The organism is Streptococcus sanguinis, from assembly GCF_003943655.1.
In the GTDB taxonomy this organism is placed as follows: Bacteria; Bacillota; Bacilli; order Lactobacillales; family Streptococcaceae; genus Streptococcus; species Streptococcus sanguinis_F.
The window spans coordinates 1-23704 of sequence record NZ_RJMM01000004.1 but is presented as its reverse complement, the minus strand read 5'-3'; the positions used below and the strand labels follow the sequence as shown (position 1 = coordinate 23704).

Sequence of the window (23704 nt, the reverse complement as noted above, 5' to 3'; positions counted from 1 at the left end):
TATGGATGTAGAGGAATTGGTAAAAGAGTTAAAAGCTGTGGCTAACCCTGATGATGCAGTTACTATGAAAGCCTATATGAAAAATAAATTTGAGTTTCTAGGAGCCAAGACTCCAGCCAGGCGGAAACTCACAAAGGCTTTTTTCAAACAGCAGACTGACTTTGTTATTGACTGGGATTTTATAAATGAAGCTTGGAGTAATTCTTATCGTGAAATGCAGTACGCTGCACTAGACTATCTGGAGATTCGCAAGAAACTATTGACTCCATCTGACTTGCCACGTTTGAAAAAGCTGGCCCAAACAAAATCTTGGTGGGATACTATTGACTTTTTGGATCGCTTGGTCGGATCAATCATTGCTCAATTCCCAGAAACTAAAGAGATTATTTTATCCTGGAGTTGTGATGAGGATATCTGGCTGCGGCGCTTGGCTATCGATCATCAGCTGCTGCGAAAAGAGGAAACAGACACAGAGTTGCTAGAGAACATTTTAGTCAATAATCTAGGCCAAACAGAATTCTTTATTAACAAGGCTATTGGCTGGGCGCTGAGAGATTATTCCAAAACCAACGCCGACTGGGTTAGGGATTTTATTGAACAACATCGAGAAGAAATGTCTGCGCTCAGTATCCGAGAGGGAAGTAAGTATTTATGAAACATATTTTTTTAAAATATCTAGAAGAGAAGGATTACTCGGTTTGGCTGGAAGGATTTTCCAATAGACTGCCTTCTCAATCACCATTTGATGATGGGCTTTTAGATATGACAATTTGTACAGAAAGTTGGTTTGCGGATTTGGTGGCCAAGCACCGCGATTTCCGAGAGAAAGACCAGCAGTATATTTGGGGAGTTTATGATGCAAAAAGCGGAAAACATGTAGGTATGGTTAATTTATTTGTGCTAGCTAGAGATGACTTTCAATGGGCGGAAATAGGTTATACGATACATAATCAATTTTGGCGTCAGGGCTACGCCAGAACTATGTTAGAAGAACTCAAGAAAGTCAGTCGCGAACTAGGATTTCATCGTTTAGAAGCACATGTTGATCTACAGAACATCCCTTCGCAAAAATTACTAGAGCAAGCTGATTTCTATCTTGAAGGAGTACGAAAAAAATTCCAAAAAGAAGGGCAGGAGTGGAAGGATAGACAAGTTTTTGTTTATATTTTAGATTAAATACCTTGACAAAACGGAAAAAGATAAGGTAAACTATATTTCGTGCGATGAGTCGATATGCAGATTTTCTGCAAATTGAAGCATGGGAGGTCATAAACGCAGGAGCGGACCTTGATCAGTTGTGTGAACCTGCTGATCACACGAAAGTGCCCTTATCCCCAATCTACGGATTGGGGATTTTTCTATGTCTCTTAGAGTGGCAAGAAGGATTGTCTCAGCCGAGCTTAGAGACATTGATGCTGAGACGCGCAGTGTCGTGAGCGCTATTGCACTTGACGAAACGAGTCTCTAGGAAAAAGTTGAGTTGTAGAGTAATGTGTAAATGCAGTTCATCAAAATATCGCACTTATATTCTTCAGAAAAATTTGCATTTTTCCCTAAAAATAGTATAATACTAACAATACAAAATTTTTTGAAAATTCAGAGAGGTTATCGCATGGGATATACAGTTGCTGTAGTAGGTGCCACTGGTGCCGTTGGATCTCAAATGATTAAAATGCTGGAAGAGTCTAGCCTTCCAATTGATAAAATACGCTATCTGGCGTCTGCTCGTTCAGCTGGTAAAGTTCTCCAGTTCAAGGGACAAGACATTACTATTGAAGAGACGACTGAGACGGCTTTTGAAGGTGTAGATATTGCTCTCTTTTCAGCTGGTGGTTCTACCTCAGCAAAATTCGCTCCTTACGCAGTCAAAGCTGGAGCAGTAGTGGTCGATAACACCTCTTATTTCCGTCAAAATCCTGATGTTCCTTTGGTTGTTCCAGAAGTCAACGCCCATGCCTTAGATCAGCACAAGGGAATTATCGCTTGCCCTAACTGCTCGACAATTCAGATGATGGTGGCTTTAGAGCCTGTTCGTCAGCAATGGGGGCTGGAGCGCATCATTGTGTCTACCTATCAAGCTGTTTCTGGTGCAGGTATGGGAGCTATTCTTGAAACCCAAGCTCAATTGCGCTCTGTTCTCAATGATGGTGTGAATCCTAAGGACACGGAAGCCAATATCCTCCCATGTGGCGGTGATAAAAAACATTATCCTATTGCTTTTAATGCCTTACCTCAGATTGATGTCTTTACAGATAACGACTACACTTATGAAGAGATGAAGATGACCAAGGAAACCAAGAAAATCATGGAAGATGATTCTATTGCTGTTTCTGCGACATGTGTTCGCCTTCCGATTTTATCTGCTCACTCAGAGTCTGTCTACATCGAGACTAAGGAAGTTGCACCTATTGATCAGGTAAAAGCAGCAATTTCAGCCTTTCCTGGTGCTGTTCTGGAGGATGATGTAGCTCATCAGGTTTATCCGCAAGCAATCAATGCAGTTGGTAAGAAAGAAACCTTTGTTGGTCGGATTCGCAAGGATCTTGATGCGGAAAAAGGAATCCACATGTGGGTGGTTTCAGACAACCTTCTTAAGGGGGCGGCTTGGAATTCGGTTCAAATCGCAGAGACACTGCATGAGCGTGGTTTAGTTCGTCCGACAGCAGAAGTGGTTTTTGAATTAAAATAAAGTGACCAAGGAAACTTGACAGCACAGGGTTGAATAATCGTTCTTTCAACCCTCTTTTCGTATAATAAAGAGAGGTAAGTTTATGGCGTATGCGGATCTGAAAAACTGTAAAATCATCACAGCTTTTATTACTCCTTTTCATGAAGATGGTTCCATCAATTTTGAAGCTATTCCAGACTTGATTGAGCACCTTTTGGCGCATCATACGGATGGGATTTTGCTGGCTGGAACGACTGCTGAAAGTCCAACCCTGACACACGATGAAGAGTTGGAGCTATTTGCGGCAGTTCAAAAGGTTGTTAAAGGACGTGTCCCTTTGATAGCTGGTGTTGGTACCAATGAAACGCGTGACTCTATCGAATTCGTCAAAGAAGTAGATCAATTTGGTGGTTTTGCAGCTGGTTTGGCCATCGTACCCTATTACAACAAACCTTCTCAGGAAGGGATGTATCAGCACTTTAAAGCCATTGCGGATGCTTCAAACCTGCCCATCATTATCTACAATATACCTGGCCGGGTAGTAGTTGAGATGACACCTGAGACTATGCTGAGATTAGCAGAACATCCAAACATTATCGGCGTTAAAGAATGTACCAGTCTGGCGAATATGGCCTATCTGATTGAGCATCGTCCAGAGGAGTTTCTGATTTACACTGGTGAGGATGGCGATGCCTTTCATGCTATGAATCTGGGAGCTGATGGAGTTATTTCAGTTGCTTCTCACACAAATGGTGATGAAATGTTTGCAATGCTGGACGCTATTGAGCACAATGACATCAAAAGAGCAGCAGCCATCCAACGGAAATTCATCCCTAAAGTCAATGCCCTTTTCTCTTACCCAAGCCCTGCCCCTGTCAAGGCAGTGCTTAATTACTTAGGCTTTGCAGCTGGGCCAACCCGCTTACCGCTTGTACCAGCGCCTGAAGAAGATGCCAAACGCATTATTAAGGTTGTGGTTGATGGTGACTACCAAGCGACCAAAGAGACTGTTAAAGGCGTCCTGAGACCGGATTATTGATTGATAAAATTGAAAAAATTATTTCTAGAAAGGATTGCCCAGAGCTGTCCTTTTTTATATGGTCTTTTAAGGCTAAAGAAAAATGGAAGCTTTCTTTGAAAAATATTGGAAAAAATTATATAATGTTAAGGTATGGTCTGACTTTGAGATTTCTTTTTGAGCAGACTATAGACAAATGGACTGGCAGCAGTCATGTTAGAGACTTACATTAGATTAGAAATATATAATATAAAAGGAGTTTTTTATGCAAGTTATTAAACGGAGCGGTGAGGTTGTAGAATTTGACCCAGATAAAATTTATCAAGCGGTTTTAAAGGCGGCGCAGACTGTCTATGTGTTGACAGATGATTTGCGTCAGAATTTAGCGCAGGTTACAAAGAAAGTCGTTCTGGATTTGGAAGAAGCTAAGGTTGAACGTGCGACAATCAGCATGATTCAGTCTATGGTTGAAAGCCGACTCTTGGGTGCGGGCTACATCACCATTGCTGAACATTATATTTCTTACCGTTTGCAGCGCGATTTAGAGCGCAACGGCTATGGAGATCATATTGCTGTGCATCTGCATTTTGAACAAGTAAGATAAAGTTAGAAAGTCCACTAGGGCTTTTTTTGCTCTTGAGGTAGAGAGTATCGCTTTAGAATTCACCCGCTTAAATCCTAGAAATATGTTAAAATAGTTAAAGATATAAAATTTTATCAATGATATTCGTTGAAAGGATAAATTATGGCAACGATTCAATGGTTTCCAGGGCATATGTCCAAGGCACGGAGACAGGTACAGGAAAATATTAAGTTTGTTGATTTTGTGACAATATTGGTTGATGCGAGACTTCCTTTATCCAGTCAAAATCCTATGCTGACTAAGATTGTGGGTGATAAACCTAAGCTTCTGATTTTAAACAAAGCTGATTTGGCAGACCCTGTTCGTATTAAGGAATGGCAGAGCTATTTTGAAAGTCAGGGGATTCCGACTTTGTCTATTAACTCCAAAGAGCAATCTGCTGTAAAAAAAGTAACAGACGCAGCCAAGAAGCTTATGACAGATAAATTAGCACGTCAAAGGGAAAGAGGAATTCGTATCGAAACCCTGCGGACCATGATTATCGGTATTCCAAATGCTGGAAAATCAACCCTCATGAATCGCTTGGCAGGTAAGAAAATTGCAGTTGTAGGGAATAAGCCAGGTGTGACAAAAGGTCAGCAATGGCTCAAGTCGAATAAAGACTTGGAAATCTTAGATACACCAGGGATTCTCTGGCCTAAGTTTGAAGATGAGACGGTTGCTCTCAAGCTCGCCCTGACTGGAGCTATTAAGGATAATCTGCTACCTATGGATGAGGTGACGATTTTCGGCCTTAATTATTTTAAGGAGCATTATCCTGAGGAGCTGACAGCACGCTTCAAGCAGCTGAATCTAAGTCAGGAAGCACCAGACATGATTATGGATATGACCAAAAAGCTCGGCTTCCGCGATGACTATGACCGTTTTTACAGTCTTTTTGTCAAAGATGTCCGCGATGGCAAGCTAGGTCGTTATTGCTTGGATACGGTTGGAGAACTAGATGGCAACGATTAAAGAAATCCAGCAACGTTTAGAGTTAGTGACTGATTTGGCTGATCCTTTTCTGGCAGAAGAGGCGAATGATCCACGCAGTGGAGTTCAAAAGGCGATTGAAAAGCGTAAAAGAGCTATTCAGGCGGAGTTAGATGAGGATTTGCGTCTGGAGCAGATGTTACGGTATGAAAAAGAACTTTATAAAGCCGGCTATCAGGCGATTGCTGGAATTGATGAAGTTGGCCGTGGTCCTTTGGCTGGGCCGGTTGTCGCTGCAGCTGTCATCTTACCTCTAGGATGTAAAATTAAAGGGCTCAACGACAGCAAGAAGATTCCCAAGAAAAAGCACCAAGAAATCTATCAAGTAGTCATGGATAAAGCTTTGGCAGTCGGTATTGGCCTGATGGACAGCGAGATTATTGATCAAGTCAATATCTACGAAGCGACCAAGCTTGCTATGAAAGAGGCTTTGTCTAAGTTGAGTCTCAAGCCAGATTATTTACTGATTGATGCCATGAAACTGGATGTTGAGATTCCGCAAGAGTCCATCATCAAAGGCGATGCCAACTCTCTGTCTATCGCGGCAGCCAGTATTGTTGCTAAGGTCACTCGGGATAAGCTGATGGCAGACTACGACAAGGAATTTCCTGGCTATGATTTTGCGAAAAATGCTGGTTATGGGACCAAAAGTCATTTGCAAGGATTGGAAAGAAACGACGTAACTCCTATTCATCGCAAGACATTTGAACCCGTAAAATCAATGTGTGAATAAACATAAAAAGGAGGATGCAATGCGAAGCGAATACGAAAAAATGATTGCTAGAGAGATTTACAGACCGCAAGATAGTGAATTGAGAGAATTGGCAGCAAGATCAAAGGAATTTCAATATCGTTTTAACCAAGAGCGAGACAGTGACCGGCGCAGTGCTATTATCAAAGAATGGTTTGGCAGCACAGGGGATAATCTTGCTATGAAGCCTGATTTGGTCTGTGATTATGGAATCAATATTCATCTAGGGGAGAATTTTTATTCTAACTGGAATCTGACTATGTTGGACGTTTGCCCCATTCGCATCGGAGATAATGCTTTGCTTGGTCCAAATTGCCAGCTTCTGACACCTCTTCATCCACTTGATCCAGTGGAAAGAAATTCCGGTATTGAGTACGGAGCACCAATCACTATTGGTGATAATTTCTGGGCTGGCGGAGGTGTGACGATTCTGCCAGGCGTGACACTAGGGGATAATGTGGTAGTCGGAGCAGGAGCGGTTGTGACCAAGTCTTTTGGTGACAATGTAGTCTTGGCTGGTAATCCAGCACGAATTATTAAGGAAATCCCTGTTCATAAAGAATAAAAGATGGGTTAAAGGCAATAAGCAAGAAAACCAGCTATTGACAACATCAAATTCAATAAAATCGTAAAGAAGGAACTGTATTGCAGTTCTTTTTTTGAATTTTTTTACGAATAAGAAAGTGAGGTGAAAAAATGAATAATTTTGAGATTTATAAAATGAAAAAAGCTGGCTTGACTAATCATCAGGTTTTAAATGTTTTGAGATACGCTGAAAGTAGAGATGGCAAGCTTTCTCTGCGAGATAAGGCTGTCGTATCTGAGTGCCGTAATCCCGCTCTCTTTATAGAGAAATACAAGAGGCTTGATTTACCAGCTTTGAAGGAAGAATTTGAACTTTTTCCGTCCTTTTCTATCTTGGATGATATTTACCCTTGGGATTTATGCGAGATTTATGATGCCCCGACCTTGTTATTTTATCAGGGAAATCTAAATCTACTAGAATTGCCCAAGGCAGCAGTGGTTGGTAGTCGAGACAGCAGCAAGCAAGGAAATGCCTCCGTACAAAAGATTATCAAAGAACTAAACAATGAATTGGTTATCGTCAGCGGCCTAGCTCGTGGGATTGATACAGTGGCTCATATGGCTGCCTTGCAAAACGGTGGGCAGACGATTGCTGTCATTGGTACTGGATTAGACGTCTTTTATCCTAAGGCCAACAAAAAACTGCAAGCTTACATTGGCAAAAATCATTTATTGCTGACAGAGTATGGTCCAGGTGAACAGCCTTTGAAATTTCATTTTCCAGAGCGAAATCGGATCATAGCTGGTCTCTGTCGAGGCGTCATCGTGGCAGAAGCTAAGATGCGCTCAGGCAGTCTGATTACCTGTGAGCGAGCCATGGAAGAAGGGCGGGATGTCTTTGCTATTCCGGGGTCTATTTTAGATGGAAAATCTGACGGTTGCCATCATTTGATCCAAGAGGGCGCAAAGTGCATCACATCAGGCTCTGACGTCCTTTCTGAGTTTGATTTTTAAAACAAGTTTTCCTATAAGAAAAGTTAGCAGTTGACATCTATCAAAAAATAGTTTAAACTCTATGAGATTTATTTCTTATAGAAGGTGTCTAAATTGGTAACAAAAACAAAGAAAAAGTCTACGACCAAGAAAAATCTTGTCATCGTAGAGTCGCCTGCTAAGGCAAAAACAATAGAAAAATATCTGGGACGAAACTACAAGGTTCTGGCCAGTGTCGGGCATATTCGTGACCTGAAAAAGTCTACTATGTCCATTGATTTTGAGAACAACTATGAGCCGCAATACATCAATATTCGTGGTAAAGGTCCGTTGATTAATGACTTGAAAAAAGAAGCGAAGAAAGCTAAGCAAGTCTTTCTGGCAAGTGACCCGGACCGCGAAGGAGAAGCTATTTCTTGGCATCTGGCTCACATTCTTAATCTGGATAAGAAAGAGAAAAACCGTGTCGTCTTTAATGAAATCACCAAAGATGCGGTCAAGAATGCTTTTAAGGAGCCTCGCCAGATTGATATGGATTTAGTCGATGCACAGCAGGCTCGCCGGGTTCTGGACCGCTTGGTGGGTTATTCCATTTCTCCTATTCTTTGGAAGAAAGTCAAAAAAGGCTTATCAGCTGGTCGAGTGCAGTCTGTCGCGCTCAAGCTAATTATCGACCGGGAAAATGAAATCAATGCCTTCAAACCAGAAGAATACTGGACAATTGACGGAACCTTCAAGAAGGGAACTCGTCAGTTTCAGGCCAGCTTCTATGGTATGAATGGCAAAAAGATGAAGCTGACAAATAACGACGAGGTCAAAGAAGTGCTTTCTCATCTCAAAGGAGATGATTTTATAGTCGACAGCGTTGAAAAGAAAGAGCGTCGACGTAATGCTCCGCTGCCCTACACGACTTCCTCTATGCAGCAGGATGCTGCTAATAAGATTAATTTCCGGACTCGTAAGACCATGATGGTGGCTCAGCAGCTCTATGAGGGGATTAATATTGGTTCTGGTGTACAAGGTCTGATTACGTATATGCGTACCGACTCGACTCGTATCAGCCCAGTAGCGCAGAATGAAGCAGCAAACTTTATCACGGATAAATTTGGCGCCAAATATTCTAAACATGGCAGCAAGGCCAAGAACGCTTCTGGCGCTCAAGATGCCCACGAAGCCATTCGTCCTTCCAGCGTTTTCAATACACCGGAAAGTATCGCAAAGTATCTGGATAAGGATCAACTTAAGCTCTATACGCTGATTTGGAACCGCTTTGTTGCCAGCCAAATGACTGCAGCAGTCTTTGATACTATGAATGTCAAGCTGGGGCAAAATGGTGTCCAATTTGCTGCCAACGGCAGTCAGGTCAAGTTTGATGGCTATCTGGCTATTTACAACGACTCTGACAAGAATAAAATGCTGCCAGACATGGAAAAGGGTGATACAGTCAAGCGTGTCAATACCAATCCAGAACAGCACTTCACCCAGCCACCTGCGCGTTATTCTGAAGCGACTCTTATCAAGACTTTAGAAGAAAATGGTGTTGGTCGTCCATCTACCTATGCACCGACCATTGAAACTATTCAGAAACGATATTACGTTAAGCTGGTTTCCAAGCGCTTTGAGCCGACGGAACTAGGTGAGATTGTCAATTCATTGATTGTCGAATTCTTCCCTGGCATTGTAAATGTGAAATTTACAGCAGAAATGGAAGCTAAACTAGATGATGTAGAAGTTGGCAAAGAGCAATGGCAGAAAGTTATTGACGAGTTTTATAAACCTTTTGAAAAGGAAGTGGCTAAAGCCGAAACTGAAATGGAGAAAATCCAGATCAAGGATGAGCCAGCTGGTTTTGACTGTGAGGTCTGTGGCAGTCCCATGGTCATCAAATTGGGTAGATTTGGCAAGTTCTACGCTTGCAGCAATTTCCCAGACTGTCGTCACACTCAGGCTATTGTCAAAGAAATCGGCGTGACCTGCCCGCAGTGTCAGAAAGGTCAAGTTATTGAGCGTAAGACTAAACGAAATCGCATTTTCTACGGCTGTGATCGTTATCCTGACTGTGATTTTACATCTTGGGACAAGCCGGTTGGCAGAAACTGTCCAAAATGTGACCATTATCTGATTGAAAAGAAAGTTCGTGGTGGCGGTAAGCAGGTAGTCTGCAGCAATGGCGATTACGAAGAAGAAAAAGTGAAATAACATTTTTTACATAATTTATATTACGTAGAATATCTTTCTGAAGAAGAGGTGAGGGTTTATGACAGATAAATTTGCAGAATTTCTAAAAATCGCGTCTCAACTGAATAAGATGGGAATTGTTCCACTTCTGATGGGTTCTCTAGGTCTGGAGCAAGTTACTGGACAAGACTGGCAGGCGCGTGATATTGATATTCATGTTCATGGTGATGAGCGTGGCTGGGAAGCACCAGACGAAGAACGTATTTATGATATGGATAAGATTGAGCCTATGATGGAGCGCTTGGGCTATCGCTTAGTCGATTTGCACGAGCATGAATTTCAAAAAGAAGGCTTATCTATTGAATTNGGAGCCATGGAAACCTTGGAGGCATTCGCTGGTGTGCCGATGGAGAAGTTGACTCGAAAAGAAGTTGAAGATGTTGAGTTTCTACTGCCAACTGCAGAGCAATTTTTAGCTATCTATCGTGCTTCTTCTCAAGATTCTTACCGAAATGAAAATAACAATCATAAGGATTTTGCTAAGATTGCTTACTTGGAAAAAATGACAAAATGATAGACATTCAGGAATTCTCCTGTTTGTCTTTTTTACTATCTTTTTGTTATAATGGTCAGAGTGAAAATCTAGAAATATCCAAGGGAGAGTATCATGTCATCATCCTATATCAATGTTATCGGTGCTGGTCTGGCTGGCAGTGAAGCAGCTTACCAGATTGCCAAGCGTGGAATCCCAGTCAAACTCTATGAAATGCGGGGTGTTAAGTCAACTCCTCAACACAAAACTGCAGACTTTGCAGAACTGGTCTGCTCTAACTCTCTGCGAGGAGATGCGCTGACTAATGCAGTCGGTTTGCTCAAGGAAGAAATGCGACGGTTGGACTCGGTCATTTTAAAAGCTGCAGAAGCGACTCGGGTGCCAGCAGGTGGTGCTCTAGCGGTTGATAGAGAAGGCTTTTCGCAGATGGTGACGGAGCTAGTGACTAATCATCCATTGATTGAAGTCATTCGTGAAGAAATCACCGAAATTCCGGAGGAGGCCATCACAATTATTGCGACAGGACCCTTGACTAGCGATGCCTTGGCCAAAAAAATCCACGCGCTCAATGGAGGCAACGGTTTTTATTTCTACGACGCAGCAGCGCCAATCATCGATGTCAATACCATTGATATGACCAAGGTCTATCTCAAATCCCGCTATGATAAGGGCGAAGCAGCCTATCTCAATGCACCAATGACTAAGCAAGAATTTATGGATTTCCATGATGCTTTGGTCAATGCTAAGGAAGCACCGCTCAATTCCTTTGAGAAGGAAAAATACTTTGAAGGCTGTATGCCAATTGAAGTCATGGCTAAGCGAGGGATTAAAACTATGCTTTATGGACCGATGAAGCCAGTTGGTTTGGAATATCCAGATGACTATCAAGGTCCTCGAGATGGTGAATATAAGACGCCATACGCTGTGGTTCAGCTTCGTCAGGATAATGCAGCAGGCAGTCTTTACAACATCGTTGGCTTCCAAACTCATCTCAAGTGGGGCGAGCAAAAGCGGGTCTTTCAGATGATTCCTGGTCTTGAGAATGCAGAATTTGTCCGTTATGGTGTTATGCATCGAAACTCCTATATGGACTCTCCAAATCTGCTTGAACAGACTTTCCGGTCTAAGAAACAGCCAAATCTTTTCTTTGCAGGTCAAATGACTGGAGTTGAAGGGTACGTAGAGTCAGCTGCTTCAGGTCTAGTTGCTGGTATCAATGCCGCTCGACTCTTCAAAGGAGAAGAAGCACTTGTTTTTCCAGAAACAACAGCTATCGGCAGCCTGCCTCACTATGTTACCCATGCTGACAGCAAGCATTTCCAACCCATGAATGTCAATTTTGGCATTATCAAAGAATTGGAAGGTCCGCGCATTCGTGATAAAAAAGAACGTTACGAAAAAATCGCCGAGCGAGCATTAAAAGACTTACAATTTTATCAAGAAATTTAAAAAAAAGTTAGGATTTTCTTGAATTTTTCTTGATTTTGTCCTATAATAAATAAAAAATTTGGAAATCGGACATCAATGACCAACCTACAATCTCAAATTAGGAGGAGACCATGAACCAAAAAGTAAAAAATCTGCTGGATGATTGGCTAATTAATAATCCTGCCTTGTATGAAATCGCCAATAGTGTGCGCACGAAAATACGGCAACTGTCAGATACGGTAGTCGAAGAAGTGAAATATGGCGGTATTTTGTTTGCCGCCCCCGAACCGTTTTGCGGCATTTTTGTTTATAAGCAGCATGTAACTGTGGAATTTGGTCGTGGCGCCGAGATGGCAGACCCATACGGTTTGTTGGAAGGCAAGGGTAAAGGCCGTCGCCATTTGAAATTACATACGCTTGAAGATATAGAAAACAAGCATTTGACGGGATTACTTGCGATTGGCTCAAAAAGCAGCAGAATAAAATTGCTGAGCGCGCCTTGCAGGATTTACAGCCTTATTTGGATAAATAATCTATTTTCTATCATTATCTAATAAAAATCATCAAAAAGTTAGGAAATCCCTAACTTTTTTGCTTAATTTGTGATATAATAAATAAAAATTTTGAAAATAGAAAGTTTTCTGAAAATGAATAAATCCTATTTTTACCTTGAAATGAAAACACATGAGTTAGTTGTTCCTTATACCAAGCAGAAACGCCGTGTCCGCGTATTGCTTCCAAAGAACTATAGCCAGGATACAAACAAGACCTATCCGGTCGTTTATTTTCACGACGGACAAAATGTTCTCTATAGCAAAGAGTCTTTCAGCGGCCATTCGTGGAAGGTCATTCCAACAATTAAGCGTAATCCAGATATTGAAAAAATGATTGTCGTGGCTATTGACAACGATGGCCAACGGCGCATGAATGAATACGCAGCTTGGAAGTTCCAAGAGTCCAATATTCCCGGCATTCAGTTTGGCGGCAAGGGAACGGAGTATGCGGAGTTTGTCATGGAAGTTGTCAAGCCTTTTATTGATCAACATTATCGAACTAAGTCGGATCGGCTGCATACGGCCATGATTGGCTCTTCTCTTGGTGGAAATATCAGCCAGTTTATCGGTGTTGAATACCAAGATCAGATTGGCTGTCTGGGCATCTTTTCATCAGCTAATTGGCTGCATCAGGAAGCTTTTGACCGTTATATTGAGAGAAAAAAACTTCAGGCAGACCAGCGAGTTTTCATTTATGTTGGGACGGAAGAGGCTGATGATACAGATAAGACATTGATGGCGGGCAATATCAAGCAGGCCTATATTGATTCATCGCTCAGCTATTTCCGACAGTTACTTGTATCTGGGGTAGATTTGTCCAATATCCTGATTAAGATCCAGTCTGGAGCTATTCACAACGAGATCGCTTGGGCGGAACACTTGCCGGACTGCTTCCGTTTTATCGGCGAAAAATGGTAAGCTAGTCAAACACTAAGAAAGAGGTAGAAACTATGCATGTAGAATTTTTAAGTCATTGGAGCGGTAATCTAGGCCGTGAAATGTATGTCAATCGCTATGGACACGCTGGACTCCCGATTATAGTCTTCGCATCATCAGGCGGCAGCCATAACGAGTATGCTGACTTTGGCATGATTGAAGCTTGCGCTGGCTTTATTGAGGCTGGTAAGGTCCAGTTTTTCACTCTCAGCAGTGTTGATTGCGAGAGTTGGTTGGCGGACTGGAAGCATCCTCACGATCGAGCAGAAATGCATCGTGCATATGAGCGTTATGTCATAGAGGAAGCGATTCCTTTCGTTAAGCATAAGACAGGTTGGTTTGACCCTATGATGACGACAGGCTGCTCCATGGGAGCTTATCATGCTGTTAATTTTTTCCTACAGCATCCAGATGTTTTCAATAAAGTGATTGCCCTCAGTGGTGTCTATGATGCACGTTTCTTTGTCGGTGACAATTTGAATGACGAAGTCATTTATCAAAACTCGCCAGCTGACTATATCTGGAACCAAAATGATGGCTGGTTTATTGACCGCTATCGACAGGCGGATATTATCGTTTGTACTGGCTTGGGCGACTGGGAGCAGGATGGCCTTCCTTCCTTCTACACGCTGAAAGAGGCTTTTGAGCATAAGAATATTCCAGCTTGGTTTGCTGAATGGGGCCATGATGTTTCCCATGACTGGATTTGGTGGCGTAAGCAAATGCCTTATTTCCTCAATGAACTCAATCTTTAAAGGAGGTTTCCTATGAATTATATCGTTATTTCTCCCTACTATCCGCAAAATTTTCAGCAGTTTACTGTAGAGCTGGCTAATAAAGGAATCACTGTTCTGGGAATCGGTCAGGAGCCTTATGACCAGCTAGACCAGCCTTTGAAGGATTCATTGACTGAATATTTCAGAGTAGAAAATCTTGAAAATCTTGACGAAGTAAAAAGAGCAGTTGCCTTTCTCTTCTACAAACATGGGCCTATCGATCGGATTGAGTCTCATAATGAATACTGGCTTGAGTTGGACGCTGAGTTGCGTGAGCAATTCAATGTTTTTGGAGCAAAACCAAAAGATCTGAAAAAGACCAAGTTCAAATCAGAGATGAAGAAACTCTTTAAAAAAGCAGGTGTTCCAGTCGTTCCAGGTCAGATTGTCAATACAGAAGCTGGTGCTGATTTGGCTGTCAAGAAACTTGGTCTGCCTTTGATTGCCAAACCTGATAATGGAGTGGGAGCAGCTGCGACCTTTAAATTGGAAACAGCAGAAGATGTCGAACGATTCAAGCAAGAATGGGATCATCAGACAGCTTATTTCTTTGAAAAGTTTGTCCAGTCTGGCGAAATCTGTACTTTTGATGGTTTGGTAGATAAGGACGGTCAGATTGTCTTTGCAACCACCTTTGACTATGCGCATACACCGCTGGATTTGATGATGTATAAAATGGACAATTCCTACTACGTTCTCAAGGATATGGATCCAAAGCTACGTGCTTATGGAGAAGCGATTGTCAAAATCTTCGGCATGAAAGAACGTTTTTTCCATATTGAGTTCTTCCGCGAGGGTGATGATTATGTAGCCATTGAGTACAATAATCGTCCAGCAGGTGGCTTTACCATTGATGTCTATAATTTCGCTCACTCAATCGATCTTTACAGAGGCTATGCAGCGATTGTAGCAGGAGAGCCTTTCCCAGCTGCACACATGGAGCCACTGTATTGTCTGGCAACCTCACGCCGTGCATCAACGAACTATGCTTACCCTGAGGCTGACTTGCTGGAGAAATACAGAGATAACTTCAAGGTTAAGAAAGACATGCCAGCTGCATTTGCGGAGCTGCAAGGTGACTACCTCTATATGCTGACAACTCCAAGTCGTGAGCAAATGGAGCAGATGATTGCAGACTTTGCTAAACAGGCAGATTAATCAAAAGCATACTCTGCTATTATTTTCGTATAACAGTTTCAAAATAGTAAAAACTACTCTAGCACAAAAAGTTTGTGAAATTTCTATTTTGATGTCGGAAACCAGTTTATCCAATGGATTGACTGGTTTTTCTTTGTGAAATATAAGTGAGCAAAAGTTTTGACAGTGCTTACAGCTTTAGATAGAATTAAATAGAAGAATTATGCTTAGAAAGGCAAAAAAATGGCAACTTTAGATAAAGATCTTTTGTTAGAGATGTTCCGTAAGATGGAAGAAATCCGTCGTATGGACTTAAAAATTGCTCAACTTGTAAAAAAAGGAAAGGTTCCTGGAATGACTCACTTCTCAGTAGGTGAGGAAGCAGCCAATGTCGGTGCTATGCTGGCCTTAAATGAGGATGATTTACTGACTTCTAATCACCGGGGACACGGTCAAGCTATCGCTAAAGGAATCAACCTCAATGAAATGATGGCGGAAATCCTAGGGAAATACACCGGGACCTGTAAAGGAAAAGGCGGCTCTATGCACATTGCTGATCTAGATGCCGGAAACCTTGGTGCCAACGGTATTGTAGGCGGTGGCATGGGAATTGCTGTTGGAGCAGCTCTGACCCAGCAAATGCAGAAGACAGGTAAGATTGTTGTCTGCTTCTTCGGTGACGGTGCTACCAACGAAGGTGTCTTCCACGAAGCAGTCAACATGGCTTCCATCTGGAATCTACCAGTTATTTTCTATTGTATCAATAACGGCTATGGCATTTCTGCTGACATCAAGAAAATGACCAATGTAGAGCACATCCACGAGCGCAGCGCAGCTTATGGTATTCCAGGTATGTTCATCGAAGATGGCAATAATGTTCTGGATGTCTATGAAGGCTTCCAAAAAGCTGTGGAGCATGTTCGCAGTGGTAAAGGACCTGTCTTAATCGAGAGTGTGACTTATCGTTGGTTGGGACACTCGTCTTCTGACCCAGGTAAATATCGTACCCGTGAAGAAGTAGAAGAATGGAAGAAAAAAGATCCAATCGAAAATCTTCGTAAATACTTGCTGGAAAACAAGATTGCAAGCGAGGAAGAGCTGGAATCTATCCAAGCTGGAGTCAAAGAAGCAGTAGAAGCATCTGTGAAGTTCGCAGAAGAAAGCCCGTTCCCGCCGCTTGAATCTGCCTTTGAAGATATTTACGCAGACTAAAGAGAGGAGAAAAAGAAAATGGAAACTAAAACTATGTCTTTTCGTGACACCATTATCCTCGCTATGTCTGAGGAAATGCGTCGCGATGAAAATGTACTCTTGATGGGAGAAGATGTCGGAGTCTTTGGTGGAGATTTCGGAACATCTGTTGGTATGCTTGAAGAATTTGGTCCAGAGCGTGTACGTGACTGTCCGATTTCAGAAGCAGCTATTTCTGGAGCAGCAGCTGGAGCAGCTATGACAGGGCTGCGTCCAATCGTAGACATGACCTTTATGGACTTCTCTGTAATCGCCATGGATGCTATTGTTAACCAAGCCGCTAAAACGCGCTATATGTTTGGCGGAAAAGGACAAGTCCCAATGACTGTCCGCTGTGCAGCAGGTAATGGAGTTGGCTCTGCCGCTCAGCACTCGCAGTCTTTGGAATCTTGGTTTACCCACATTCCAGGACTTAAGGTAGTCGCTCCAGGAACTCCTGCTGATATGAAGGGGCTCCTTAAGGCTTCTATCCGAGACAACAACCCAGTCATTATCCTGGAATATAAGTCTGAATTTAACCAAAAAGGCGAAGTGCCACTAGATCCTGAGTATGTGATCCCACTCGGTGTTGGCGAAATCAAAAAAGAAGGTACCGATGTAACAGTTGTTACCTACGGAAAAATGCTTCGCCGTGTCATGCAGGCGGCTGAAGAATTAGCAGAAGAGGGTATCTCTGTAGAAGTGGTTGACCCACGTACATTGGTGCCACTTGATAAGGATATTATCATCAATTCTGTTAAGAAGACTGGAAAGGTCGTTTTGGTTAATGATGCTCACAAAACTAGCGGTTTCATTGGTGAAATTTCGGCGATTATTTCTGAGTCTGAAGCATTTGACTATCTAGATGCGCCAATCCGCCGTTGTGCAGGTGAAGATGTGCCAATGCCTTATGCACAAAACTTGGAAAATGCGATGATTCCGACCGTTGAAAGCATCAAAGACGCTATTCGGAAGACATATCACAAAGAATAAGGTATAATAAAGAAAAGGCTTTCTCATGAATTAGATTACATAAATTATTTTATGTAATCTAATCTTGTGTAGAGGGTCAAAGTAGCTAAAATTTTACTAATTGCAGACAATCGTTATAGCGACTTAATAAGTCTACAAGGTTGATCGCCGATAGCGGCAACCCTAGCAACTTGAGATAGGTTTGTATCCAAGTTACTTGTAGAGTTTAACATGGGCTAAAAGCTCGAAAAAAAGATAAATCTCCTTGGCTTCATCGAAGCCTGCGTCGATTTCCTATTTTTCAGTCGCTTTTTACGCCCTTAGTATCATAATTAGAATTGGAGAGGTCATGGCTGATGATAAGCTAAGAGCGACTCCTGCAGCTAGAAAGTTAGCGGATGATTTGGGAATCAACCTCTATGATGTTTCTGGCTCAGGCGCAAACGGTCGTGTCCACAAAGAAGACGTGGAAACTTATAAAGATACAAACGTGGTGCGTATTTCACCACTGGCAAAACGAATTGCCCAAGAACACAATATTGCTTGGCAAGAGATTCAAGGAACTGGCCATCGTGGCAAGATTATGAAGAAAGATGTTCTTGCTTTCTTGCCTGAGAATGTTGAGAGCGATACAATCAAATCTCCTGCTCAAATTGAAAAAGTAGAAGAAGTGCCTGATAATGTCACTCCTTACGGTGAAATTGAGCGTATTCCAATGACACCAATGCGGAAGGTCATTGCTCAGCGGATGGTAGAATCTTACCTAACTGCGCCAACTTTCACCCTCAACTATGATGTTGATATGACAGAAATGCTGGCCTTGCGTAAAAAAGTGCTGGATCCAATCATGGAAGCCACTGGCAAGAAAGTAACTGTCACAGACCTGCTTTCGCTGGCTGTTGTGAAGACTTTGATGAAACATCCTTATCTCAATTCGACCTTGACAGAGGATGGCAAGACCATTATCACTCACAACTATGTCAACCTTTCAATGGCAGTCGGTATGGATAATGGCCTGATGACACCAGTTGTCTACAATGCAGAGAAAATGACTTTATCAGAGCTTGTGGTAGCCTTTAAAGATGTTATCGTACGTACTTTGGAAGGCAAGTTAGCTCCAAGCGAGCTGCAAAACTCAACTTTCACAATCAGTAACTTGGGTATGTTTGGCGTTCAGTCCTTTGGGCCCATCATCAACCAGCCTAACTCTGCTATCTTAGGTGTGAGCTCAACAGTGGAAAAACCTGTCGTTGTTAATGGCGAAATTGTTATCCGTCCAATTATGAGTCTTGGCTTGACCATTGACCACCGTGTAGTTGACGGAATGGCTGGAGCTAAGTTTATGAAGGACTTGAAGGCTTTGATTGAAGACCCAATTTCAATGTTGGTATAAGATTTTCTTTGCTAGTTTAAAAAGTAAAGAAACGAAACACTCAGCAAGTGAAAAATTAAATTAGAAAAGGAAAGAAAAATGGCTTTAGAAGTAATTATGCCAAAAGCCGGCGTGGATATGACCGAAGGGCAAATTGTCCAATGGAATAAAAAAGTCGGCGAATTTGTCAAAGAAGGGGAAATCCTTCTGGAAATCATGACTGACAAGGTCAGCATGGAATTGGAAGCCGAAGAAGACGGCTACCTGATTGCTATTCTCAAAGGTGACGGTGAAACTGTTCCAGTGACGGAAGTCATCGGTTACTTGGGAGAAGAAGGAGAAAACATTCCAACTGCTGGCGGATCTGCATCTGCGGAAGCACCAGCTCCTGCAACAGCGGCAGCCAGCACGGATGAAGATAAAAGCGATGATGCTTACGATATCGTTGTTATCGGTGGCGGACCTGCTGGTTATGTAGCAGCTATCAAAGCAGCCCAGCTGGGTGGCAAGATTGCCTTGGTTGAGAAATCTGAGCTCGGCGGAACCTGCTTGAATCGTGGCTGTATCCCTACTAAGACTTACTTGCACAATGCAGAAATCATTGAAAACCTTGGTCACGCTGCTAACCGCGGTATCATTATCGAAAATCCAAGCTTCTCAGTGGACATGGACAAGGTTCTGGAAACCAAAAACAAGGTTGTCAATACGCTCGTTGGTGGTGTTGCTGGACTTCTACGCAGCTATGGCGTGGATGTTCATAAGGGAATTGGTACCATTACTAAAGACAAGAATGTTCTTGTAAACGGCAGCGAGCTGCTAGAAACGAAGAAGATTATTTTGGCTGGTGGTTCAAAGGTTAGCAAGATCAACGTTCCTGGTATGGAATCATCTCTTGTTATGACCAGCGATGATATTCTGGAAATGAACGAAGTGCCAGAAAATCTGGTTATTATCGGTGGTGGCGTTGTCGGTATTGAGCTTGGACAAGCCTTCATGACCTTCGGTAGCAAGGTAACCGTTATCGAAATGATGGACCGTATCGTACCTGCTATGGATGCAGAAGTTTCTAAAAACCTTCGCCTCATCTTGGAGCGTAAGGGCATGACAATCCTGACTGAAACTAAGTTGGAAGAAATCATCGAGGAAAACGGCAAACTTCGTATCAAGGTTGAAGGAAAAGAAGATATTGTCGCAGATAAGGCTCTGCTGTCTATCGGACGTGTGCCAGACTTAGAAGGTATTGGTGAGGTCGAGTTCGAACTGGAACGCGGCCGCATTAAGGTCAATGAGTACATGGAAACTTCTGTTCCAGGTATTTACGCACCAGGTGATATCAATGGTACTAAGATGCTAGCTCATGCAGCCTTCCGTATGGGTGAAGTCGCTGCTGAAAATGCTCTGAAGGGAAATCATCATGTTGCTAAACTCAATCTGACACCTGCAGCTATTTACACCTTGCCAGAAGTAGCAGCAGTTGGTTTGACAGAAGAGCAAGCTCGTGAGAAATACGATGTAGCGATTGGTAAGTTCAACTTTGCTGCTAACGGCCGCGCCATTGCTTCAGATGCAGCTCAAGGCTTCGTTAAAGTTATTGCTGACAAGAAGTATGGTGAAGTGCTCGGTGTTCATATCATTGGTCCTGCCGCAGCAGAATTGATCAATGAAGCATCAACCATCATCGAAATGGAAATCACTGTAGAAGAAATGCTTAAGACCATTCACGGTCATCCAACCTTCTCAGAAGTTATGTACGAAGCATTTGCGGACGTACTGGGATTGGCAGTTCACTCACCTAAGAAAAAATAATTTAAAAGATAGATTAGACTGGGCATAAATCATTGTTCCAGTCTCTATCGTATAAAGAGGTAGCTTATGAAATACATTATTAACTATTCAAATGATACAGCTTTTAATATTGCTCNGGAAGAATATGCTTTCAAACACCTCTTAGACGAGGATGAAATTTTCCTGCTCTGGATTAACAAACCTTCTATCATCGTAGGGCGCCACCAAAACACTATCGAAGAGATCAACCGTGATTATGTCCGTGAGCATGGTATTGAAGTAGTGCGTCGTATCAGTGGCGGAGGTGCCGTTTATCATGATCTAAACAACCTCAACTACACCATTATCTCTAAGGAAAGCGAAGATCGTGCTTTTGACTTCAAGAGTTTTTCTACGCCAGTTATCAATACCTTGGCAGAGCTTGGGGTAAAGGCTGAATTCACTGGCCGTAATGACCTAGAAATTGACGGTAAGAAGTTCTGTGGCAATGCTCAGGCCTATATTAACGGCCGTATCATGCACCATGGTTGCCTGCTCTTTGATGTTGATTTGTCTGTCTTGGCCAATGCGCTTAAGGTTTCTAAAGACAAGTTCGAATCAAAAGGGGTTAAATCTGTTCGTGCACGCGTGACAAATATCGTCGATGAATTGCCGGAAAAGATTACTGTCGAAGAATTCCGTGACCTGCTTCTGGACTACATGAAGAAAGAATATCCAGAAATGACAGAATATGTCTTTTCCGAGAAAGAACTGGAAGAAATCAAGCAAATCAGAGATAGCAAGTTTGGAACTTGGGACTGGAACTACGGTAAATCGCCTGAATACAATGTGCGCCGTGGTACCAAGTTTACCAGCGGTAAGGTAGAAATCTTTGCCAATGTTGTTGAATCCAAGATTCAGGATATTAAAATCTATGGGGACTTCTTTGGTATTGAGGACGTAGCAGCAGTAGAAGATGTGCTGCGCGGCGTTAAATACGAGCGCGAAGATGTCCTTAAAGCTCTTGAAACGATTGATATTAGCCGCTACTTTGCTGGAATCAGCAGAGAAGAGATTGCCGAAGCTATCGTCGGTTAAAATATGACATAAAGAAAACCAAGCTCTCGAAGAGTTTGGTTTTTTATGTAAACAGTATATTTCAAATCAACAACATTCTTACGTTTCCTTAACCAGCTAGTTTTCTCTAGGTTTTATCTACCAGATATGATAAAATGATAGGGAACCAGAGAAAGGGGTGCCTTGATGCAAAAAGTCCCAGTAGAAAGCCTTGATCTGTTTGAGCAGTTGGATCGCACAGTTGTAGCTTTTCTGAAGAAAAAACCATCTCCTAATCCAGACAACTTTTATGTTAGCATATCTCCAGAAGATTATGAGAAAAAGAAAGAAGAATTTGAAAAATCAGGCTATCAAGCCGTGAAATTACCGCTTGGCATGGCGTTAGATAATGTTATTCAGCAACCTTCTTTCCAAAACCTAGTCATTGGCGGGCTCTACATGGTAGATGTCTTCGTTCCCAAGGAAGATCTGATGCCCTTGAAGGACCTTGTCGACAGCTTTTGCATCATGTTTGCAGCAGCTAATAACCGGATAGAGAATATCAAGGCTTACGATTTGATGAAGAGTAAGACAGTTTACTTTATAGGAAAACTCTTTACGGATAATCCTCAGCCGGGTGATGAAATTAGCTTTGAAGGGCTGAATAGAGAGACAGCAGAAGGCTCCTACGAAGCGGTCAAATGCTTCCTAACTAGAGAAAGCGCTGAAAAGTACAACTCTAAAAATCGACCTGTCACAGCAGCAAATCTAGAACATCTCAAGCACTTCTGGGGCAAACCGCTGATTGTTGAACCTCATCGTAATTATTGGATTGAGTTTTTATAAGAAAAAGAGCGAAGCATCTAAACTAGATTTTCGCTCTTTTGTTATTATTGTTTTATTTACATATTTTAAATTATGTAATTTATAGTTTGTCCAAAGCGTTCTTTTGTTCATCATTGACAATGTGGGTGTAGAGGTCCGTTACCTGAGTGCTAGCATGCCCTAGCTGATGACTGACGAGAACTTGAGATTTGGTTGCATCGTATAAACGTGTAGCAAGTGTGTGGCGGAGTTTGTGAGGCGTCACTCGCACCTTGAAGCTCTCAGAATACTTGGCCACCATTTTTTCAACACTGGAAGCATCGATTCGATTCGGAGTGCCTCGGTATTCAGTCAAAAAGAATGCTGTATCCGTCTTTTCGGCCTTGTATCGTTTGCTTCGAATACTCAGGTACTCCTCTAAATAGGACTTGGCAAAAGCAGCAACATTGACAGAGTCCCTTTTTCCGCCTTTTCTTGTCACTTCAATGACCATCATTTTGAGATTGATGTCTTTCAGATCCAGATTAACAGCTTCAGACAGACGAACGCCAGAGGCTAGTAGCAAGGCAATAATGGCTAGATCACGTTCCTTGTTCTTGTTGAAGGAGGACAGAGCTCGATTAGAGAGTTTCTTGGGGTACTCCGTATCAATATACTGGAGAAATTCTTCTGTCTCATCCCCTAAAAAGAGCTTCTGCTTAATATTCTCTGCACGGGCTGCCAGAGTTTCCTTTTTCTTCTTAGTAGCAACTTTTTTCATCACATTTCGATAGAAGTAAGGCTCGCCCTGTTCGTTTTCGACTTCCTCAGTCAAATATTTGTAGAGGCTAGATAAAGCCGAAAGAGTCCGGTTAATGGTTGTCTGGGAAACACCATTTTGAGTTGTATTGGCATTGAGAAGCGGCCGCTCGCGCAGATAAAGAATGAAGGCTTCCATGTCTTTTTTGGTCATATTTTCCAAGATTGAGAGAGGAATCTCAGCAATATGCGAAGCATCCGTGATACCAGATTCTAGCATCCAGTTAAAAAAGCGATCATATTCTTTGAGATATTCGTATAAGGTTGTAAAACTATAAGGCACCGCCAGCTTAGACTGGTAATATTCCAGAATGTACCAGGGCATAGTGGCTTTGAGTCTATCAATTCTTTCTAATAACAGTTCACGTCTCATCACATTTCTCCGTTTTTTCTATAATGGTAGTATAGCATATCTAGATATATTTTTCAAGAAAATTATAGTTTTTCGGAAAGATGACAGAGGGAAGTAAGCAATAATGGTAGTATAGCATATCTAGATATATTTTTCAAGAAAATTATAGTTTTTCGGAAAGATGACAGAGGGAAGTAAGCAAT

Annotated in this window: 23 protein-coding genes; 22 read left to right on the top strand and 1 reads right to left on the bottom strand. The window is 42.2% G+C overall.

Features of this window, described 5'->3' with window-relative positions; translation table 11 throughout:
• The first annotated feature begins 1 nt into the window (after position 1).
• The 22 genes from D8886_RS03360 to D8886_RS03245 all read left to right on the top strand — a co-directional run bounded on the left by D8886_RS03360 (position 2) and on the right by D8886_RS03245 (position 22372).
• Entirely contained in the window at positions 2 to 655 is a 654-nt protein-coding gene (locus D8886_RS03360; RefSeq protein WP_125434225.1) for a DNA alkylation repair protein, read from the top strand.
• Positions 652 to 1176 carry a GNAT family N-acetyltransferase gene (locus tag D8886_RS03355; protein WP_061591758.1) on the top strand — a complete coding sequence of 175 codons (525 nt, stop codon included), beginning with the start codon at positions 652 to 654 and terminating at the stop codon, positions 1174 to 1176. The genes D8886_RS03360 and D8886_RS03355 overlap by 4 nt, the downstream gene beginning before the upstream one ends.
• A 436-nt stretch (positions 1177 to 1612) precedes the next feature.
• Entirely contained in the window at positions 1613 to 2689 is a 1077-nt protein-coding gene (locus D8886_RS03345) for an aspartate-semialdehyde dehydrogenase (protein WP_032910421.1), read from the top strand.
• 82 nt (positions 2690 to 2771) lie between these two features.
• Positions 2772 to 3707: a 4-hydroxy-tetrahydrodipicolinate synthase gene (dapA, locus tag D8886_RS03340; RefSeq protein WP_125434223.1), complete on the top strand. Its 936-nt coding sequence runs from the start codon at positions 2772 to 2774 to the stop codon at positions 3705 to 3707.
• A gap of 244 nt (positions 3708 to 3951) precedes the next feature.
• The gene (locus D8886_RS03330) at positions 3952 to 4290 is read left to right on the top strand and encodes an ATP cone domain-containing protein (RefSeq protein WP_002895476.1); all 339 of its coding nucleotides are present in this window, start codon (positions 3952 to 3954) and stop codon (positions 4288 to 4290) included.
• A gap of 141 nt (positions 4291 to 4431) precedes the next feature.
• Positions 4432 to 5283, top strand: a complete 852-nt coding sequence (gene ylqF, locus D8886_RS03325) for a ribosome biogenesis GTPase YlqF (protein ID WP_125331051.1) — start codon at positions 4432 to 4434, stop codon at positions 5281 to 5283.
• Complete coding sequence (rnhB, locus tag D8886_RS03320; RefSeq protein ID WP_125434222.1) at positions 5270 to 6034, top strand: ribonuclease HII; 765 nt, start codon at positions 5270 to 5272, stop codon at positions 6032 to 6034. The genes ylqF and rnhB overlap by 14 nt, the downstream gene beginning before the upstream one ends.
• 19 nt (positions 6035 to 6053) lie before the next feature.
• The gene (locus D8886_RS03315) at positions 6054 to 6617 is read left to right on the top strand and encodes a sugar O-acetyltransferase (protein ID WP_125434221.1); all 564 of its coding nucleotides are present in this window, start codon (positions 6054 to 6056) and stop codon (positions 6615 to 6617) included.
• Positions 6618 to 6748: 131 nt separating this feature from the next.
• Positions 6749 to 7591 (top strand): DNA-processing protein DprA, encoded by an 843-nt coding sequence (gene dprA, locus D8886_RS03310; RefSeq protein WP_125434220.1) that lies wholly within the window; start codon positions 6749 to 6751, stop codon positions 7589 to 7591.
• A gap of 84 nt (positions 7592 to 7675) precedes the next feature.
• Positions 7676 to 9769 (top strand): type I DNA topoisomerase, encoded by a 2094-nt coding sequence (gene topA / locus D8886_RS03305; protein WP_125434219.1) that lies wholly within the window; start codon positions 7676 to 7678, stop codon positions 9767 to 9769.
• A gap of 58 nt (positions 9770 to 9827) precedes the next feature.
• Entirely contained in the window at positions 9828 to 10322 is a 495-nt protein-coding gene (locus D8886_RS03300; protein WP_125434218.1) for a phosphoribosylanthranilate isomerase, read from the top strand.
• Positions 10323 to 10415: 93 nt separating this feature from the next.
• Positions 10416 to 11750 carry a methylenetetrahydrofolate--tRNA-(uracil(54)-C(5))-methyltransferase (FADH(2)-oxidizing) TrmFO gene (gene trmFO / locus D8886_RS03295; protein ID WP_125434217.1) on the top strand — a complete coding sequence of 445 codons (1335 nt, stop codon included), beginning with the start codon at positions 10416 to 10418 and terminating at the stop codon, positions 11748 to 11750.
• Positions 11751 to 11860: 110 nt separating this feature from the next.
• Entirely contained in the window at positions 11861 to 12283 is a 423-nt protein-coding gene (locus D8886_RS03290; protein ID WP_260469328.1) for a DUF1801 domain-containing protein, read from the top strand.
• Positions 12284 to 12376: 93 nt separating this feature from the next.
• Positions 12377 to 13201 (top strand): alpha/beta hydrolase, encoded by an 825-nt coding sequence (locus D8886_RS03285; protein ID WP_061602778.1) that lies wholly within the window; start codon positions 12377 to 12379, stop codon positions 13199 to 13201.
• 32 nt (positions 13202 to 13233) lie between these two features.
• Positions 13234 to 13974 (top strand): esterase family protein, encoded by a 741-nt coding sequence (locus D8886_RS03280; RefSeq protein ID WP_125434216.1) that lies wholly within the window; start codon positions 13234 to 13236, stop codon positions 13972 to 13974.
• A 12-nt stretch (positions 13975 to 13986) separates the two neighbouring features.
• Positions 13987 to 15153: an ATP-grasp domain-containing protein gene (locus D8886_RS03275; RefSeq protein WP_002921202.1), complete on the top strand. Its 1167-nt coding sequence runs from the start codon at positions 13987 to 13989 to the stop codon at positions 15151 to 15153.
• Positions 15154 to 15375: 222 nt separating this feature from the next.
• Positions 15376 to 16344 (top strand): thiamine pyrophosphate-dependent dehydrogenase E1 component subunit alpha, encoded by a 969-nt coding sequence (locus tag D8886_RS03270; RefSeq protein WP_125434215.1) that lies wholly within the window; start codon positions 15376 to 15378, stop codon positions 16342 to 16344.
• Positions 16345 to 16362: 18 nt separating this feature from the next.
• On the top strand, positions 16363 to 17355 hold the full coding sequence (locus D8886_RS03265) for an alpha-ketoacid dehydrogenase subunit beta (protein WP_002900354.1): 993 nt from the start codon (positions 16363 to 16365) through the stop codon (positions 17353 to 17355).
• Between the two features lie 328 nt (positions 17356 to 17683).
• Entirely contained in the window at positions 17684 to 18727 is a 1044-nt protein-coding gene (locus tag D8886_RS03260; protein WP_125434214.1) for a dihydrolipoamide acetyltransferase, read from the top strand.
• 78 nt (positions 18728 to 18805) lie between these two features.
• Entirely contained in the window at positions 18806 to 20512 is a 1707-nt protein-coding gene (gene lpdA, locus D8886_RS03255; protein WP_002909735.1) for a dihydrolipoyl dehydrogenase, read from the top strand.
• Positions 20513 to 20578: 66 nt separating this feature from the next.
• Positions 20579 to 21568 carry a lipoate--protein ligase gene (gene lplA / locus D8886_RS03250; RefSeq protein ID WP_125434213.1) on the top strand — a complete coding sequence of 330 codons (990 nt, stop codon included), beginning with the start codon at positions 20579 to 20581 and terminating at the stop codon, positions 21566 to 21568.
• A gap of 165 nt (positions 21569 to 21733) precedes the next feature.
• Positions 21734 to 22372 (top strand): hypothetical protein, encoded by a 639-nt coding sequence (locus D8886_RS03245; RefSeq protein ID WP_002909737.1) that lies wholly within the window; start codon positions 21734 to 21736, stop codon positions 22370 to 22372.
• A gap of 79 nt (positions 22373 to 22451) precedes the next feature.
• Here the strand turns inward: D8886_RS03245 and xerS are convergent, their stop codons facing one another.
• A complete protein-coding gene (gene xerS / locus D8886_RS03240; protein WP_002909738.1) occupies positions 22452 to 23522 on the bottom strand; it encodes a tyrosine recombinase XerS in 1071 nt (356 codons plus the stop codon).
• Positions 23523 to 23704 lie beyond the last annotated feature (182 nt).